Origin of the sequence: Nannocystis punicea (assembly GCF_026965555.1) — a bacterium.
Taxonomy (GTDB): Bacteria; Myxococcota_A; Polyangia; order Nannocystales; family Nannocystaceae; genus Nannocystis; species Nannocystis punicea.
In genome coordinates, this window is the sequence record NZ_CP114040.1 from 7,976,910 (window position 1) to 7,992,430 (window position 15,521).

15 protein-coding genes are annotated in these 15,521 nt (G+C 72.3%); 12 read left to right on the forward strand and 3 right to left on the reverse strand.

Annotated features, from left to right (window positions below):
• Positions 1-70: 70 nt before the first annotated feature.
• The gene (locus O0S08_RS30660) at positions 71-997 is read right to left on the reverse strand and encodes an AraC family transcriptional regulator (RefSeq protein ID WP_269032898.1); all 927 of its coding nucleotides are present in this window, start codon (positions 995-997) and stop codon (positions 71-73) included.
• A gap of 67 nt (positions 998-1,064) precedes the next feature.
• Complete coding sequence (locus O0S08_RS30665) at positions 1,065-2,765, reverse strand: hypothetical protein (protein ID WP_269032899.1); 1,701 nt, start codon at positions 2,763-2,765, stop codon at positions 1,065-1,067.
• A 300-nt stretch (positions 2,766-3,065) separates the two neighbouring features.
• Here O0S08_RS30665 and O0S08_RS30670 point away from each other — a divergent pair, with 300 nt between their 5' ends.
• From O0S08_RS30670 to O0S08_RS30700, 7 genes are all read left to right on the forward strand, one after another.
• On the forward strand, positions 3,066-3,857 hold the full coding sequence (locus tag O0S08_RS30670; protein WP_269032900.1) for a class I SAM-dependent methyltransferase: 792 nt from the start codon (positions 3,066-3,068) through the stop codon (positions 3,855-3,857).
• 83 nt (positions 3,858-3,940) lie between these two features.
• A complete protein-coding gene (locus O0S08_RS30675; RefSeq protein WP_269032901.1) occupies positions 3,941-4,516 on the forward strand; it encodes a TetR/AcrR family transcriptional regulator in 576 nt (191 codons plus the stop codon).
• Positions 4,513-5,994 carry an FAD-dependent monooxygenase gene (locus O0S08_RS30680; protein WP_269032902.1) on the forward strand — a complete coding sequence of 494 codons (1,482 nt, stop codon included), beginning with the start codon at positions 4,513-4,515 and terminating at the stop codon, positions 5,992-5,994. Before O0S08_RS30675 ends, O0S08_RS30680 begins: the two co-directional genes overlap by 4 nt.
• Positions 5,995-6,349: 355 nt before the next feature.
• Positions 6,350-7,165: a hypothetical protein gene (locus O0S08_RS30685; protein ID WP_269032903.1), complete on the forward strand. Its 816-nt coding sequence runs from the start codon at positions 6,350-6,352 to the stop codon at positions 7,163-7,165.
• A gap of 193 nt (positions 7,166-7,358) precedes the next feature.
• Positions 7,359-7,658 carry a putative quinol monooxygenase gene (locus tag O0S08_RS30690; protein ID WP_269032904.1) on the forward strand — a complete coding sequence of 100 codons (300 nt, stop codon included), beginning with the start codon at positions 7,359-7,361 and terminating at the stop codon, positions 7,656-7,658.
• Positions 7,655-8,620 carry an alpha/beta hydrolase gene (locus O0S08_RS30695; RefSeq protein WP_269032905.1) on the forward strand — a complete coding sequence of 322 codons (966 nt, stop codon included), beginning with the start codon at positions 7,655-7,657 and terminating at the stop codon, positions 8,618-8,620. Before O0S08_RS30690 ends, O0S08_RS30695 begins: the two co-directional genes overlap by 4 nt.
• A 255-nt stretch (positions 8,621-8,875) precedes the next feature.
• Positions 8,876-9,553, forward strand: a complete 678-nt coding sequence (locus tag O0S08_RS30700) for a DNA alkylation repair protein (RefSeq protein ID WP_269032906.1) — start codon at positions 8,876-8,878, stop codon at positions 9,551-9,553.
• A 54-nt stretch (positions 9,554-9,607) separates the two neighbouring features.
• Here O0S08_RS30700 and O0S08_RS30705 read toward each other — a convergent pair whose 3' ends face one another.
• Positions 9,608-10,291, reverse strand: coding sequence for a type 1 glutamine amidotransferase domain-containing protein (locus tag O0S08_RS30705; protein ID WP_269032907.1), 684 nt, complete (start codon positions 10,289-10,291; stop codon positions 9,608-9,610).
• Between the two features lie 530 nt (positions 10,292-10,821).
• Here O0S08_RS30705 and O0S08_RS30710 point away from each other — a divergent pair.
• From O0S08_RS30710 to O0S08_RS30730, 5 genes are all read left to right on the forward strand, one after another.
• Entirely contained in the window at positions 10,822-11,496 is a 675-nt protein-coding gene (locus tag O0S08_RS30710) for a response regulator transcription factor (protein WP_269032908.1), read from the forward strand.
• Positions 11,493-11,960 carry a hypothetical protein gene (locus O0S08_RS30715; protein ID WP_269032909.1) on the forward strand — a complete coding sequence of 156 codons (468 nt, stop codon included), beginning with the start codon at positions 11,493-11,495 and terminating at the stop codon, positions 11,958-11,960. Before O0S08_RS30710 ends, O0S08_RS30715 begins: the two co-directional genes overlap by 4 nt.
• Positions 11,957-12,847: a sensor histidine kinase gene (locus O0S08_RS30720; protein ID WP_269032910.1), complete on the forward strand. Its 891-nt coding sequence runs from the start codon at positions 11,957-11,959 to the stop codon at positions 12,845-12,847. The genes O0S08_RS30715 and O0S08_RS30720 overlap by 4 nt, the downstream gene beginning before the upstream one ends.
• Positions 12,848-12,920: 73 nt before the next feature.
• Entirely contained in the window at positions 12,921-14,369 is a 1,449-nt protein-coding gene (locus O0S08_RS30725) for a TolC family protein (RefSeq protein WP_269032911.1), read from the forward strand.
• Positions 14,350-15,519: an efflux RND transporter periplasmic adaptor subunit gene (locus O0S08_RS30730; protein ID WP_269032912.1), complete on the forward strand. Its 1,170-nt coding sequence runs from the start codon at positions 14,350-14,352 to the stop codon at positions 15,517-15,519. Before O0S08_RS30725 ends, O0S08_RS30730 begins: the two co-directional genes overlap by 20 nt.
• Positions 15,520-15,521 lie beyond the last annotated feature (2 nt).

Genomic DNA, 15,521 nt, shown 5'->3' on the forward strand with positions numbered 1-15,521 from the left:
CGAAGTCGTCGACCCGACGACGCGGTCGCGCGTCCCTTCTCGACCGGGCCACCACCGGCGCATGGGCGAATCACGCCAGGGGCAGGTAGAGCTCGGTGTGCAATTGCTCGGGCGGGGCATTGGTCGGGTTGTTGCGATACACCTCGTAGCTGTGGCCCTCGCCCACTCGCTGCCCGCTGCGCGGCAGCCATTCGCCCATCAGCCGCGACCAGGCGCCGCCGAGCCCGGTGTACGGACCGATGTGGGTCGTCTTCGCGTAGCGCCCGGCCGGGAGGCGCTGCTCGCCGAGGCCCGCGGGCAAGGCCACGTCCTCGGGGATCACCAGGCCGGCGTCGGAGCGCAGCTGCTCGGGCGGGGTGGACTCGGGGTCGTCATAATAAATGGCGATCATCGCCCCCTGGGGGAATCGCAGCAGGCCGGCGGGCCCGGCCAGCGCCCCCAGGCGGGCGAAGGCCGCGGAGATCTGATTGTAGGGACCGACGTGGGCGACGGTGGCGACCCGCTGCGCGGGCATGGTCTCGATGGTGACGTTCATGATCGACTCCTTGGTGGCGATGTGGACGACGAGCTCGCGCGTCGGGTCGTCGCAGTAGTGCACGCCCGAAGGCGCGGCGAGCTCGGCTTGAGGCGGCCGGCCGCAGCCGGACCGCGGATCGGTCGCGCCCTGGCGGAACGCCGACGGCGACACGCCGTAGGCCTGGCGAAAGGCGCGGGTGAAGGCTTCGTGGGTCTCGTAGCCGGCGTCGAAGGCGATCGCGGTGACCCCGGCGTCGCTCGTCAGCAGCGCCCGCGCGGCTCGCTCGAGCCGCAGGCGCCGGTGCATCTCGAGCGGCGTCTCCCCGACCATGCCGCGGAACACCCGGTGGAAGTGAAACGGCGACAGCGCGGCCCCGCGGGCCAGCGCGGTCAGGTCGAGCGCCTGGTCGAGGGTTTGCGAGATCTGGACGACCGTGCGCAGCACCGCCGCCTCGTAGAAAGATCGCGTCTCCGCCTTCACCACCCGAGGCGTACCGCAGCCCCGCCGCGGTGACTTGACGGCCCTTGCGAATTTGCCCGCGGACCCCTCAGGGACCCGAATTGCCGCCTGCCGCGGTCACCAGGGATGAGAGTGCGAGATCGCGCACATCGACCTCCACCAGCGGCGGCAGCCACCAGCGGCAGCGGGGGCCGGGCGTCACGGTGAACGCGACGACCTCCTCGGAGTCGCCGGCCTCGAGCTGCCAGCCCCGGCAATCGTCGCGGAACAGCACGACCCGCGGCGCCGGTCGCGACGCTCGCCGCTGCAGGCGGTAGCGGATCGTCGCCTCTCTGGCCAATCGCCGCGACAGGTCGGCGAGGCCGGCGTGGGCGCGAGCGGCCCACTGCATATCCGGGCCCTGGGCGAAGCGCGCGACGTCGACGGCGACCTGCCAGCAATCGCCGTCGCTGCGGCAGACCTCGAGGTAGGTCCAGTCGAAGGTCGACGGAGCCGCGACGATCACCGCCACGTGGGCACCCGCCAATTCGACGACGTGCCAGTCGGGCGGCAGCGGCGTCGGCAGCGAATCGCGGGTGGTCCGCACGATCAGCAGGTCGCGCGCCTCGTGCCCCGCAGCGCGGCCGTCGGCGGGTTCGAGCGCGGCCAGCGTCGATACGAGGTCGAACGCCCGCGGGCCGCGGAGGTGGCGGTAGAGGTCGCCGAACGCCAGGCCGCGGCCGTAGAGCTCGCGCGCGACCTCCTCGGCCTCGACCAGGCGAAACTGCGGATCGGTCGCGCGCTGCACCGCCCACAGACCGACGTGCCCTGCCACCACGAGGCCGGCGAACACCCGCTGGACGCGACGCGAGACCCGCGAGCTCAGCGCCATGCTGGCGACGATCGCCGCCGGCGTGACCGCCGGGGCGAAGTAACGCGGGTCGAGGCCGTGGCCGCTCGCCAGCGACAGCAATGTCAATACCACGAGGCCATGGAAGCAGGCGAGCACTGCCACGATTCGCGCGCGCCGCAGCTCCGCGCCCGCGAGCCAGCGGCGGGCCAAAAGCCCCGCCGCGAGCGCGAGGGACAGCCCGCCGAGGCCCGCCGCGGCGTACGGCGCGAGGATGACGTGGTTCTCGGCGAACGCGCCGGGTGAGAGCAGTGCGAGGACGCCGACGAAGATTGCGCCGGCCGCCGGCAGCACCAGCGCCGGCCGCCGCGAGGCCGCCGCGGCCACGAACAGGCCGAACGGGACCAGCACCCCCGCGGCCACGTGGACGTCGACCGCCAGCGCCAGCGCGGCCGCGGCGGCGAGGAACGCCGCCGCGCTGCCGGTACGCGCTGCGTGCAGCAAGGCCAGGAATGTCGCCACCAGCGCCAGCGGCCACGGCGTCGGGTTCCACAGCCGCGGGTAGCCGATCGTCAGCAGCGTCGCCGGGAACCACAGCGCCCAGGTCAGGCCATTGGCAGGAGCGTCGAGGCGACGCGCGACCAGCGGGACCAGGGCGGCCGCGCACGCCAGGAGCAGATCGGCCGCGTGCTCGATCGCCGCCACGCTCCATCCCCAATGCTCGCGCAGCTCGAGCAGGCGCGACCAGGTGGTGCCCTGCATCAGGCCGGCGAAGCTGCTGCGCGGCCCGGCACCGGGACAATGGGTGCCGAGCACACAATCGCGGGCGATCAGCAGATCGCGCGCGGTGTCGAGGTGAAGCGGCGCGTGGGCGCGAAAGCCGGCGAGGAGCGCCCAGGTGCCGACGAACCAGGCCAGCGGCGCGCGCCGCCCTGCCGTCCCTTGCGGCTCTCGAGTCACCTGTGCATGAACAGCCCGGAGCACGCGGCAAGTCCCGCGCCGACACGAGCGCAGCCCTCGATCTCTACCACAGCGCGGACTCGCCCGCGGCGAAAACGGCTCTTTCGCGCTCTCACTCGCTCTCGCCCCTGGCCGCGCGCGCGAGGGTAAGCGCGCTATCGTGGCGGCCGTGCCGGGTCTCGCGCTGCTCGTCTGCCTCGCCGCCCCGCCCGCGCGTGCAGCTCCATGAGCAGCGCCCGGGCGAGGCCTCTCTTCGAACACGTCGCTTCAGACCCCGCCCTTCCGCTCTCGAGCGCACCCATGACCCAGACGAACGCCTACGCACTCGCCGACGCCGCCCACGACCCCGAGCTCGCCCGCCTGCGGACCATCGAGGCCGACTGGGACGCCAAGACGCGGCGGCACCTCCAGGACCTCGGGCTCGCACCCGGACATCGCTGCCTCGAGGTCGGCGCCGGCGCCGGCGGCGTCGCCAGATGGCTCTCGGGACAGGTCGGTCCGGGCGGCAAGGTCGTCGCCACCGACATCGACCCGCGCTTCCTCGCCGACCTGAAGGCCGACAACCTCGAGGTGCGCCGGCACGACATCGCCGTCGACCCGCTCGAGACCGACTGCTACGACCTCGTCCACTGCCGCGTCCTGCTGATCCACATGCGCGACCCGGCGGCCGTCCTGCAGCGGATGTTCGCCGCCGTGCGGCCCGGCGGCGCCCTCCTGCTCGAGGAGACCACCGGCCGCGCGGGCTACGGCGTCCCCGGCTGGCGCGGCGCCGCAGCCTTCGAGCGCGCCGAGGCGCGATACCTCGCCATGCTCGCGGCGATCGGCGTGCGGATGACCTTCGGCGCCCGCCTGCCGGGCCTGCTGCTGGGGCTCGGCGCGGTCGACGTCGGCGCCGAGGAGACCGCACACTTGCTGCGACCCGGCCCGCAGATCGCCCTCAGGCTGGCGACCGTGCGAGCCCTCCGCGCCCACGCGGTCGCCTCCGGCTCGTTCACCGAGGCCGAAGTCGACGAGTACTGCGCCCTGCTCGCCGACCCCGATCTCGTCGCCGTCAACTCGCCCCTGATCAGCGTGTGGGGCCGACGCCCCTGAGCGAGGCGGACGCGCGGCGCGGAGCTTGACCGCGACGAGGCGCGAGTGTACGGTACGGTTCCGTACACTTCGGCAGCAGCGCGATGCAGAGGGGCGAGCACCGTGAAAGAGCCATCCTCGGGGCGGCCCTCGAGCTCCTCGCGGAGGTGGGCTACGAGGCGTTGACGATGGACGCCGTGGCCGCGCGGGCGCGAGCCAGCAAGGCCACGATCTACCGCCGCTGGCGGAACAAGGCCGAGCTCGTCAAGGCCGCCCTCGACTCGCTCGACGCCGAGGACAACGCGGCGATCCCGGACACCGGCGCGCTCCGCTCCGATCTCGTCGCAGTGATGACGGCGCTGCGCGACAAGGCCACCGAGCCCTACGTGAACCTGATCCAGGAGCTCGTCGTCGCCGCTCGACGCGACGAGGCGCTGGCCGCCGCGCTGCGCTCGCACCGCGAAGACCTCGAGCTCTCGCCGTTCGAAGCGGCGCTCCGGCGGGCGACGCGTCGAGGGGACGTGCCACGCACCGTCGACAGGGAGCTGGTCCATGACGTGGCGGAGGCGATGATCCTCCGGCAGCTCCACACGGGCTCGCCGTTCGACGACGCGTTCATCTCCCGCGTGGTCGACCGGGTGCTGCTTCCCCTGCTGCGACGGAGACGGAGCCACCGATGAGAGAGGTCCCCGTCCTGATCGCGGGCGCAGGTCCCACCGGCTTGACGCTCGCCTGCGAGCTGGCCCGACGCGGCGTGACGTGCCAGCTGATCGAACGAGCCCCGCAGCTGTTCCTCGGCTCGCGCGCCAAGGGCCTGCAACCTCGCACGCTGGAGGTCTTCGACGACCTCGGCGTGATCGCGCGGGTGCTGGAGGACGGCGCGCCGTTCCCCCCGTTTCGCCTCTACGCCGGGAAAGCGGTGCTGTGGGAGCGCAGCCTGGAGGAGATGCTGGGGACCCCGGCGCCCGCGCCGTCGCCGGGTGTGCCGTTTCCGCGGGCCTGGCTCCTCCCGCAATGGCGCACCGACGCGATCTTGCACGATCGATTCGTCGAGCTCGGGGGTGCCGTCGAATTCTCGACCGAGCTGACTGGATTCGCCCAGGACGCCAATGGCGTCACCGCGACCCTGCAGCGCGACGGGGTCTCCCACTGCGTGCGGGCGCAGTACCTCGTCGGCGCCGACGGCGGCCGCAGCTTCGTGCGCAAGGCCACCGGCGTCGGCTTCGCGGGCGAGACGTACGATACGGAGCGGACCTTGATCGGCGACGTGCGTGCGTCCGGCGTGGCGGCCGGCGCGGCCTGCCACATCTTCACCGCCGGCGGCGATCTGCAACGGCGCTTCTCGCTGTGGAACCTGCCGGGCAGCGAGTACTTCCAATTCGTCGCCACAGTGGGCGCCGACGAGGTCCCCGAGCTCTCGCTCGAGTCGGTGCAGAAGCTCCTCGAGGCCCGCGCCGGACGAACGGACATCCGCTTGCACGACCTGCGCTGGGTGTCGCTCTACCGGATCCATGTGCGCATGGTGGAGCGATTCCGGATCGGGCGGGTCTTGCTCGCGGGCGACGCGGCGCACGTGCATTCGTCGGCGGGCGGCCAGGGCCTGAATACCAGCATTCAGGACGCGACCAACCTGGGATGGAAGCTCGCCGCGGCGCTCCACGGGGCCGGCCCCGGCATCCTCGACACGTATGAGGAGGAGCGGCTGCCGGTCGCCGCCCAGGTGCTCGGCCTGAGCACGACGCTGCATGGGCGAGACTTCCGGCCCTCCCTCGGTCCGACGCCCGCGATCCACCAGCTCGACATCACCTACCGCGGTAGCACTCTGGCCGTGGACGACCGGGCGACCCCGGGCGAGCTGCGAGCCGGAGATCGGGCGCCCGACGCCCGCCTGCCCGACGGGACCCGGCTGTTCGACGCCTTTCGCGGGACCCACTTTACGCTGCTGGTGTTCGGACAGCGGGCCGCGCCCGCGGACACGGGCGCCCGGATCGTGCGAACGGCGTCCCTCGACGGGTACGACGTCGGAGAGGACGCTCTCGTCCTTGTGCGCCCCGACGGCTACATCGGGGCGATCAGCTCGTCCGTCGAGACGATCCACGATTACCTGCGCAGATTCGTACCAGGCGCTCCCTCGACGGATCGCCAGCGTCCCGGCTGACGGCTCCCCGCGGCCCCGGGCGACGCGGAGGCGCAGCTCGTGGGCCCCAATCGAACGGTTTTTGCGGGCGACAGGGCCCTCTCGATCGAGGTCGACCTCTCGCAACAGTGGGACCTTTCGCCGCCGGGCCTCTCGCTCCAGATCATCGCCGAGCCGGGGTAGCCTGCTCGCGTTTGCTTCCCCTCGTCGGGCGTCTGGCGCTGCGATCGGGTACATTCGAAAGTGATGCCCGAGCTTCGGGCCTCGCTCTGCGGTCTCCGCCGGCCGCTGGCGAACCCGTCGTCGCGGCCGAGCCCACGCCGTGAGGCCGGCGTCCGCGCTGGCCCACCCCGGTCGACCGTGTTATCGCATGCCCATGGCGCTGCGCTCGCAGGAACGTTCCACGCCCATGCTCGACCTGATGCTCGCGGGCTCCGTGCTGGTGATGGTCGTGTTCGTCGGTTTGGCCGCCGTGGAGCGGGACTGGTTGTTCGGGACCTTCGCGGCGATCTTCGCGCTCGGCGCGGCGTATCTCGTGAGGGTGAAGCTGCGGCTCGCCGGGCAACGACGACCGGGCCCGCTCGAAGCAAGCGCCGCGACGACCGCGCCTCGAGCCTTCGTGACCGACGCCAGTCATTCCATCGGCGCGCGCGCTCGCGACGGGCTCGTCGTGATCGGTCAGGACGTCGCAGCGTTCGTACCGACGAGCCAGTGGCACCAACTCGGCGTGGAGCTCGTCGTCGGCCTGTTCTTCCAGCGCGTGCGTCTGTCGCGGCTCGCGCTCGACGCGAGGGACACGCCCGCGCTCGCGAGCGAGCTCGCCGAGCTCGTCCGGCACCGCGACGGCTTCCTGCTGGACGAGCGCTGGTCGTGGGCCCTCCGCGGTCACGCCCTTTGGCGGGCCGAGAGCAAGGAGTTCCTGACACTCAAGGCCCGACCGCCCGCCGCGGGCCTCGGCCGCTGGCCCGTTCTCGCCACGCCGCCGGCGGCCCAACTACGGCGAACGTACGTCAAGATCCTGTCGATCGGCGGCTTGATCTCCGGGCTCATCGCCGCGGCCGGCGTGGCGGCCTGGCACTTCAGCTCGGACGTGGATTATCTGCTCGCGGGGACGGTCTTTGCAGCCCTTGTCGGCGGCAGTGTCGTGGCCGGGGTGGTCCTGGCGACGAGACAGCTCGCCGGCGACCGCTGACCGCCGCCTGTCGCGGGAGCGTCACTACGCGTCCGCGAGCACGTACAGTCGAGTCTGGACTCTGACAAATGAAATCAGGACGATCCACGGTAGATCGTCCGGCCCTGCGCCCTTAACCTGTCTCTCGTCAAGGCCGCGGCTCGCGGCGGAGGAGAAGAGTGCCATGAAAGCGACGTATGGATTCCGCGCCACGATGACCGCCCGTCCCGGCAAGGGCGACGAGTTGATCGACCTCCTGCTCAGCGTGACGACCGGCGCGCGACCGGCCCTTAGCGAGCACTGCGTCCTCTACCTCGTCGGTCGCTCGGCCAGCGACCGCGACGTCATCCACGTCACGGAGGGCTGGACCACCAAGGAGGCGCACGCGGAGAACTTCGCCGGCGCGCAGGCCAAGGCGTTCCTGGCGAAGCTCGCCCCGCTCGTCGAGGACGGCGCCCAGTACCAGGACGAAGTGCCGGTCGGCGGCCGCCTGCTCGACGGAGGGGCGCGATGAAAACGACTCGTGCCCTCGTCGACCGCGAGCTCGCCCCGTTCCTCGATGCAGTGGCGCCGCTCGACTTCACCCCGGAGAACTTGCCGGAGATCCGTCGCACGGCCGACGCGACGCCGCCGCTGCCCGCACCGACGACCGGCGCCGTCACGCGCGAGGAAGTGACGATCCCCGGCCGCGACGGCGCGCCGCCCGTGCGGGCGCTGGTGTACCGGCCCGCCGAGGTCGAGGCCGGCGCCCGGCTCCCCGCGGTGCTCCACCTGCACGGCGGCGGATTCGTCATCTGGAGGCCCGAGATCAACGACGCCCGCAATCGTCACATCGCCGCGGACATCGGCTGCGTCGTGGTCTCCGTCGATTACCGCCTGGCCCCGGAGACCGCCTTCCCCGGGCCGCTCGAGGACTGCTACACTGGCCTGCTCTGGTTGCATTCGCACGCGGACGCCCTGCAAGTCGACCCCGCGCGGATCGCCGTGCAGGGCGAGAGCGCCGGCGGCGGTCTGGCGGCAGCCCTCGCGCTCCTCGCCCGCGACCGCGGCGAGGTCCCGCTGGCCTTCCAGCTGCTCGTCTATCCGATGCTCGACGACCGCACCGGCTCGCGCGAAGCCGACGGTCCGAACGAGTACGCCGGCCAATTCGTGTGGACGCCGGCGAGCAACCGCTTCGGCTGGCGCGCCATGCTCGGGCACGAGCCGGGCCGAGGCGACGTCTCGCCCTACTGCGCGCCGGCGCGTGCCGTCGATCTCGCCGGGCTCCCGCCGACGTTCATGCAGGTCGGCGCGCTCGACCTGTTCGTCGACGAGGACATCGACTACGCGCGCCGCCTGCTCCGCGCCGGCGTCCCCACCGAGCTGCACGTCTATCCCGGCGCCTTCCACGGCTTCGACATCCTCCCCGGCACCCGGATCGGCGCCGCCTTCCTCCGCGAGGCCCACGAAGCCCTGCGCCGCGCGCTCGCCCGTTGAGCCGCTCGCTCTGTACATGGCCTTCAGGACATGGTTGCTTCGAGCTCGACGGCGATGTCATGAAACAGAGGTCACGCGCTCGACCAGCATGTTTTCACGGCATCGGGCCCGTCGGGCCAGCTCCGCATCTGGACCGGTCCCCAACCCAACGACGTAGGGCCGCCTCGCTCGCCGCGGAGTCGGTGATTGCTCGTCGCAGAGGCGTGTGAGACCCTTCGGAGCAGCGAGCGACAAGAACGCAGCGAAGGGAGCATCATGTCCACGAGCACGATCCAGGAAGTCATGCGCGAGCTCGCGGCCCTCGAAGACCCGAAGATGCGCGAGGCCAACGAACGCCGCGGCGACGACCACGGCGTGAACCTCACCCATCTTCGCACGCTCGCCAAGCGACTCAAGACCCAGCATGAGCTCGCAGTTCAGCTCTGGACCACCGGCGATACGGCAGCGCGCCTCCTCGCGACCCTGATGTGCAAGCCGAAGAGCTTCTCCGCGGCCGAGCTCGACGCGATGATCCGCGACATCGCCGCGCCCAAGCTCCTCGATTGGTTCATCGTGAACGTGGTGAAGCCCGGCCGCCACGCCGAGGAGCTCCGTCCGGGCTGGAAGGACGGCGACGACCTCGTCGGTCGCGCCGGCTGGACCCTGACGACCGAAAGAGTCGTCAAGAACGCCGGAGGCCTCGACCTCGCGGCGCTGCTCGACCAGATCGAGAAGGAGATGAAGCAGGCACCTGCCCACAAACAGTGGGCGATGAATCACTGCCTCGCGGAGATCGGCATTCATCATCCAAAGCTTCGCAAGCGGGCGATCGGGATCGGCGAGCGGCTCGCTGTCCTCATCGATTATCCCGCCTCCCCTGGCTGCACGCCGCCCTACGCGCCGCTCTGGATCGCCGAGATGGTTCGCCGCCGCGAGGAGGCGGGCGGCGCATGAGGGCGCAGCGAGCGAGCACGCGCCGTCGCGGATGACGACCCCGACAGCGACCTGCTAGCGCGGGGCAAGGCGAGCGAGGAGGACCTTCGCGGTCGGTCCCGAGGAGGCCGGGTTCTGGCCGGTGATCAACTGGCCGTCGGTGACCGTATGAACGCCCCAGTTCTTGACCTTGGAGAAGATGGCGCCGAGCCTCAGCAGCTCGTCCTCGACGAGGAACGGCACCACCTTCGTCAGGCCGACATCCTCCTCCTCACCATTGGTGAAACCGGTGACGCTCTTACCCGCGACGAACGGCTTGCCGTCCGGGGTCTTGACGTGGCGCAGGACGCCCGGCGCGTGACAGACGAGCGCGACCGGCTTGCCGGCTGCGAGGAACGATTCGATGAGCGTGATCGAAGCCCGATCTTCGGCGAGGTCCCACATCGGGCCGTGGCCGCCAGGGTAGAACACGGTGTCGAAGCCTCCCTGCTCGACGCTGTCGAGGCGGACCGTCTGTGCGAGTTGGGCCCTGGCGACGTCGTCGGCGTCGAACCGACGGGTGAGCTCGGTCTGGAAGTCCGGCTCGTTGCTCTTCGGATCCAGCGGCGGCTGGCCACCCTTCGGCGACGCCAGGACGATCTCGACGCCGGCGTCCTTGAACACGTAGTAAGGCGCGGCCAGCTCCTCGAGCCAGAAGCCGGTCTTGCGGCCAGTGTTTCCGAGTGTATCGTGCGAAGTGAGGACCATCAGGATCTTCATGACTGTCTCCTTGTGCCCGGTTTACGTCGATCTGTCGACTCCTGATCCTGTACGACTCCGAGCGGCTGCCGTCATTGTCGCTTGTCGGCCCGCTCGGAGGTGAAAGCAGGCGGCTGTGCAAACCCATGGCGAGCGTCCGCGGGCGAGCCTGTCGCGCAGCCGCGAGTCGTCGCCGAGGGACGCGTCGGCCTCGCTCTTCCAGCCGCCAGCGTGGGTCAGGCCTTCCCTCCGACCGCCGCGGCAACTTGACGCCCGCGACGCCCTGCCCGACCCGAAGGTGCTCGCCGATCGCTTCACCGCCGACCTCCGCGCACGCCCCATGGAGGTCGGGCCGCTGCGGCTCGTGCCCGACCCGCCGCGGCCCAGGCACTCGCGCCGGCGGGCCTCGGCGGCGTCGCCGGCGAGTCCCAGGGTTTGGCGCGGGCGAGCGGCCGGACGCGTGCGCAGGCAGGCAGCGGGTTCACCGCCGCGAACCGGGCGTGGTTGTCGATCGCGTGCGAAGCGGCGAAGATGTGCGGCGAGACAGCGCGATGCACGTGCTCATCGTGGACGACGACGAGGAGACGCTGGAGCTGGTGGCGAGCACCCTGCGACGCGAGGGACACCGGTCCACCCTGGCGACCGGGCCGGGCGAGGCCCTGAGCGCGGTTTCAGAGGCCGAGTTCGACGTCATCGTGCTCGACGTCATGCTCGGCGACGCCTCGGGGCTCGAGCTGTGCGGCGAGCTGCGCCGCCGGGGGGTCCAGACGCCGATCTTGTTCCTGAGCGCGCGAGGCACCGTCGGCGCCCGCGTCGACGGGCTGGACGCCGGCGCCGACGATTACCTGCCCAAGCCCTTCGCGCTGCGCGAGCTCGTGGCCCGGCTGCATGCGCTCGGCCGCCGCGGCCCGAGCCTGCGGCCGACCGTCCTGCGCGCGGGGGCGGTGCAGCTCGATTTCACGGCGCGCAAGGCCTTCGTCTCCGGGCGCGAGGTGCCGGTCACCGCGCGTGAATGGGACGTCCTCCGCGTCCTCGCCGACGCCCGCGGGCGCGTCGTCAGCTTCGACGACATCCTGGCGCGCTCGTGGGGCGAGGCGTCCGAGCGGACGCGGGCGAGCCTCGAGGTCATCATGTCGCGGCTGCGGCGCAAGCTCGACGCAGGTGACGAACGCGAGCTGGTGCGGACGGCTCGCGGCCTGGGCTACGCGCTGGAGCTCGAATCATGAGACGACGCGCCTCCGTCGTGCAGACGGTGCTGAAGGCGTACCTGGTCAGCGTGATCGCGTTCTCGACGGCGACCGTGACCGTCGGCAGCGCGGCGATGCTGCTCATCATGGTGCGACGCGACGATGACCACGCGACCGCGCTGGCGCGGACGGTGGGGACCGAACTGAGCGACTACGAAGCCGACCGGCGGCCCGACAAGGACGCCCTCATCGCTCCCGAGCTGCAGGCCGAGCAGTGGTTCGGACGCCGCATCGAAGCCTGGCGCGGGCCGGAACGCATCGGCGGCCCCACAGAGCGGGGCGTCCTGTCCGATTGGACAGGTCAAGAAGGCTGCCGCCAGGCGGAGCTGGACGGGCTTCGGTCGCGTATCTGTGCGGTTCAGACGGACGCGGGCGCCACGGTCGTCGTGGCCTCGCCGCTGGCCGCGATCATCACGGACCTCGTGCCGCTGATCGCGCGATGATCTTGAACGCGCTCGCCGTGACCGTCGTGCTGGCGATCCTCGGCCGCCGCTGGCTCCGTACGCGTCTGTCGCCGCTGGCGGAGTTCGAGCGCGAGCTCGGGACCTTGAGGGTGCTGGATCGCAACCAGCGGATCGAGAGCGACTGGGGGGTCGCCGAAGTCGATACCCTGGCTTCCACGCTCAACTCGCTGCTCGAGCGGATCCAGCGGTCGGTCGAACGCGAGCAACGCTTCGTCGCCGACGCGGCTCACGAGCTGCGGACGCCGCTGACGCGGTTGTGCGGCCAGCTCGAGCTGGCCAGCGGAGAATTGCCCGCCGGGTCGGCGCTCCACGACCGGATCACGGCGGCGGCGCGGACGAGTCAGGAGCTGGGACGCACCATGGAGATCCTGCTCGCGCTCGCGCGCAACCAGGCGATCACGGGCGAAGCGGTCGATCTCGACGAGGTCGTCGCGGCTTGCGTCGCATCGCTCTCGCCGGTCGATGCTGCGCGAGTTCACGTGCGTCAGGGAAACGAGCCGGTGATCGTCCGCGGCGACGAGCTGTTGCTGCGGCTGGCGGTCGGCAACCTGCTGGACAACGCGCTCAAGTATTCACCGGGAGCCGTCGAGGTCCACACCCGTACGGGCGCGGACGAGATCGTCGTGCAGGTCGACGACCACGGCGCCGGTCTGTCCGAGGCCGATCTGGCCCGCGTCCGCACACCTTTCGTTCGCGGCACGAACCACGCGCGCCGCGTCCGCGGCGCCGGCCTGGGCCTGGCCCTCGTCGAGCACGTGGCTGCTCTCCATCGCGGCTCGCTCGGGCTCGTCAACACCGGGAGTGGAACTCGCGCCACGCTGCAATTCTCGCCGTGGTGTTCGTCGACGGCCTCGGGCCCCGATTGAGCCGAGGCGACGGCGCGGCGCTCGTCCTCGGCGTTAGGCGCCGGTTAAGCTGGGGCGGGTAGGCTCCGCCGCGTTGCTCCGAACGAGGACATCGGCGACAGCTCGCGTCGGTCGCCACGCGCTGGCGGACACGTCTCGGTCGACCGCGAGACGACGGCTCGCAAAGGCGGCCCAGGTCCTGCTGCTCACGGGATGTGCCAGCTCCCGCTTCGACCGGGAGTGGATCGCCGACGATCTGGCGGAGCGGGTCCCCGGCGTCGCCGTCGGCGCGCCCGAGCCCGGGCAGGAGCCGGCCCTGCCCGCCGGCGTCTCGCTGACCGACGGGCTCGACGCGGGCGAGGCCGTCAGCGTCGCGCTCTGGAACAGCCCGGGGTTTCAAGCCGACCTCGCGCAGCTGGCCGTCGCCCGCGCCGATCTGGCCGACGCCGGGGCGCTGCCGAACCCGATGCTGACGATGCTGTTCCCGCTGGGCCCGCACCAACTCAGCGGCTATCTGCTGCTCCCCCTCGCCGCGCTGGCGCAGCGTCCTGCCCGGGTCCGGGCCGCGCAGCGCGACGTGGAGCGCGTCGCCCACTCGCTGGTCCAGACCGGCCTCGATCTGATCCGCGACGTCCGGCTCGCCCACGCCGACGCCGCGGCAGCGGCCGAACGTGCTCGCGCCCGCGCCGAGCTGGTGGGGCTGTGGACCGAGAGCGAGGAGCTGGCCCAGGCGCGCGTGGACGCCGGGGACACCAGTCGACTCGAGCGCGACGCGATCCGGGCCGAGGCGCTGCTGGCCGCCGATCTGGCTGCTCGCGCCGAGCATGACGCAGCGCTCGCCCGCCTGCGCTTGCGTCAGCTGCTCGGAGTGACGAGCGCGGCCTTGCCCGACGGCACGCCGCTCGTGGCCGACTCCACCGCATCGACGAGCGACCCCGAGGTCCTCGTGCGCGAGGCGCTGGCGGCCCGCCCCGACCTCCGCGCGGCCGAGCTCGCGGTCGAGGCGGCCGGCAAGCGCCTCGGTCTCGAGCGGGCGCGGATCTTCCAGGGGCTCCTGCGCGTCGACGGGCAGCTCGACGCGCAGGGCTTTCACCCGTCGCTCGGCTTTCACCAGATCGAGCTGCCGATCTTCAACTGGAATCAGGGCGGACGCGCCCGGGCCAAGGCGGAGCTGCAGCGGGCGCTGTGGCGCTACGCCCAGCTGCGGCAGCAGATCGTCGCCGAGGTCGCGACCGCGGAGCTACAGGCCCGCCAGGCCCACGAGTCGCTGAGCCGCTGGGACGAGCAGGTGCAGACGCTGACGCGCACGGTGGCCGCGGCGACCAGCAGCTTTCGCGCCGGCTCCGACTCTTACGTGGTCGTCCTCGACGCCAACCGCCGGCTGCAGGACGCGCGGCTGCGCGAGGTCGACCTTCGCGCCGATCTGCGCCGCGCGCTCGCCCAGCTCGACCGCAGCGTCGGTCGCCGCCTGACCCCGTCACCGACCGCCTCGCCCGCTCGAAGGGGCGCCGGAGGAACCACCGATGCCGCGCCCCGTCCTTGAGTCGATCGCCGCGCTCGCGGCCGCCTGCGCCGCCTGTGGGGCTCCGCCGAGCGCTCCGCCGGCCAGCCCGCCGCCGGTCGTGACGCGCGCCCACGGCGACGAGCGATCGCTGGCCGCGGTGACGCTGACCCCTGAGGCGGAAGCACGCCTCGGGATCGCCGTCGCAACCGCGCAACGGCACGAAGTGCTGCAGGTCCGGCGCTTGCCCGGCGAGGTGGTCGCCCGTCCCGGCGGCACCGTGATGCTCACCGCGCCGGTCGCCGGCCTCGTACGAGCGCCGGCCGACGTGCCGCGCCCCGGCGACGTCGTCGCCCAGGGCCAGCCGCTCGCCCGCCTGGTGCCGCTGGCGGCCGTGGACCGCGACCTGCGGGCCCAGGGCCAGAGCCGCGTCGCCACGGCCGAGGCGCGCCTGGTCGCCGGCAACAGCCGGGTGCAGCGCGCCGAGCGGCTCATCGAGTCCGGGGCCGGCAGCGAGCGCGCCGCGGAGGACGCACGCGTCGAGCGGGACATCGCGGCGGCGGAGCTCGAGGCAGCCAGAGCTCGACTGCGGATGATCGACCGCGCCCCGCTGGCCGCCGACGTCGCCACCACCCTGCGAGCGCCGATGTCCGGGGTCGTGCGCCAGGTCCTGGTCGCCGAGGAACAGGCGGTCGCGGCCGGCGCCCCGCTGCTCGAGCTCGTCAGCAGCGATCCGCCGTGGGTCCGCGTGCCGGCGGTGGCGGCCGAGCTCGCGGACCTCGACGGGTCTTCCGTCGAGGTCACGCCGCTCGGCCGCGCCGCCGCACCGCTCACGGCGACGCCGCTCGCCGGACCGCCGCTCGCCGATCCGCTGGCCGGCACCGTCGACTTGTACTTCGCCCTCCCCGCCGCCGGCGCGTTCCGCCTCGGCGAGCGTGTCGGCGTCGCCCTGACGCTGCGGCGCGAGGCGCCCGCGCTGGCCATCCCGAGCTCGGCGATCGTTCACGACCTCCACGGCGGCGCATGGGTCTACGTGCCGCTCGGCGAGCACCGCTACGATCGCCGCCGCGTCGACCTGTCCCGAGTGACAGGCGGCCTCGCGCTCGTGGCCCGCGGGCTCGCGCCGGGCGACGAGGTCGTCGTCACCGGCGCCGTCGAGCTGTACGGCAGCGAGTTCGGGGCGGGTCACTGAGG

Coding starts and splice junctions, on each gene's coding strand:
- O0S08_RS30680 (WP_269032902.1), top strand. CDS start 4,513: ATGAGAGAGGTCCCCGTCCTGATCGCGGGCGCAGGTCCCACCGGCTTG.
- O0S08_RS30700 (WP_269032906.1), top strand. CDS start 8,876: ATGTCCACGAGCACGATCCAGGAAGTCATGCGCGAGCTCGCGGCCCTC.
- O0S08_RS30705 (WP_269032907.1), bottom strand. CDS start 10,291: ATGAAGATCCTGATGGTCCTCACTTCGCACGATACACTCGGAAACACT.
- O0S08_RS30710 (WP_269032908.1), top strand. CDS start 10,822: ATGCACGTGCTCATCGTGGACGACGACGAGGAGACGCTGGAGCTGGTG.
- O0S08_RS30690 (WP_269032904.1), top strand. CDS start 7,359: ATGACCGCCCGTCCCGGCAAGGGCGACGAGTTGATCGACCTCCTGCTC.
- O0S08_RS30730 (WP_269032912.1), top strand. CDS start 14,350: ATGCCGCGCCCCGTCCTTGAGTCGATCGCCGCGCTCGCGGCCGCCTGC.
- O0S08_RS30695 (WP_269032905.1), top strand. CDS start 7,655: ATGAAAACGACTCGTGCCCTCGTCGACCGCGAGCTCGCCCCGTTCCTC.
- O0S08_RS30670 (WP_269032900.1), top strand. CDS start 3,066: ATGACCCAGACGAACGCCTACGCACTCGCCGACGCCGCCCACGACCCC.
- O0S08_RS30715 (WP_269032909.1), top strand. CDS start 11,493: ATGAGACGACGCGCCTCCGTCGTGCAGACGGTGCTGAAGGCGTACCTG.
- O0S08_RS30685 (WP_269032903.1), top strand. CDS start 6,350: ATGGCGCTGCGCTCGCAGGAACGTTCCACGCCCATGCTCGACCTGATG.
- O0S08_RS30720 (WP_269032910.1), top strand. CDS start 11,957: ATGATCTTGAACGCGCTCGCCGTGACCGTCGTGCTGGCGATCCTCGGC.
- O0S08_RS30675 (WP_269032901.1), top strand. CDS start 3,941: ATGCAGAGGGGCGAGCACCGTGAAAGAGCCATCCTCGGGGCGGCCCTC.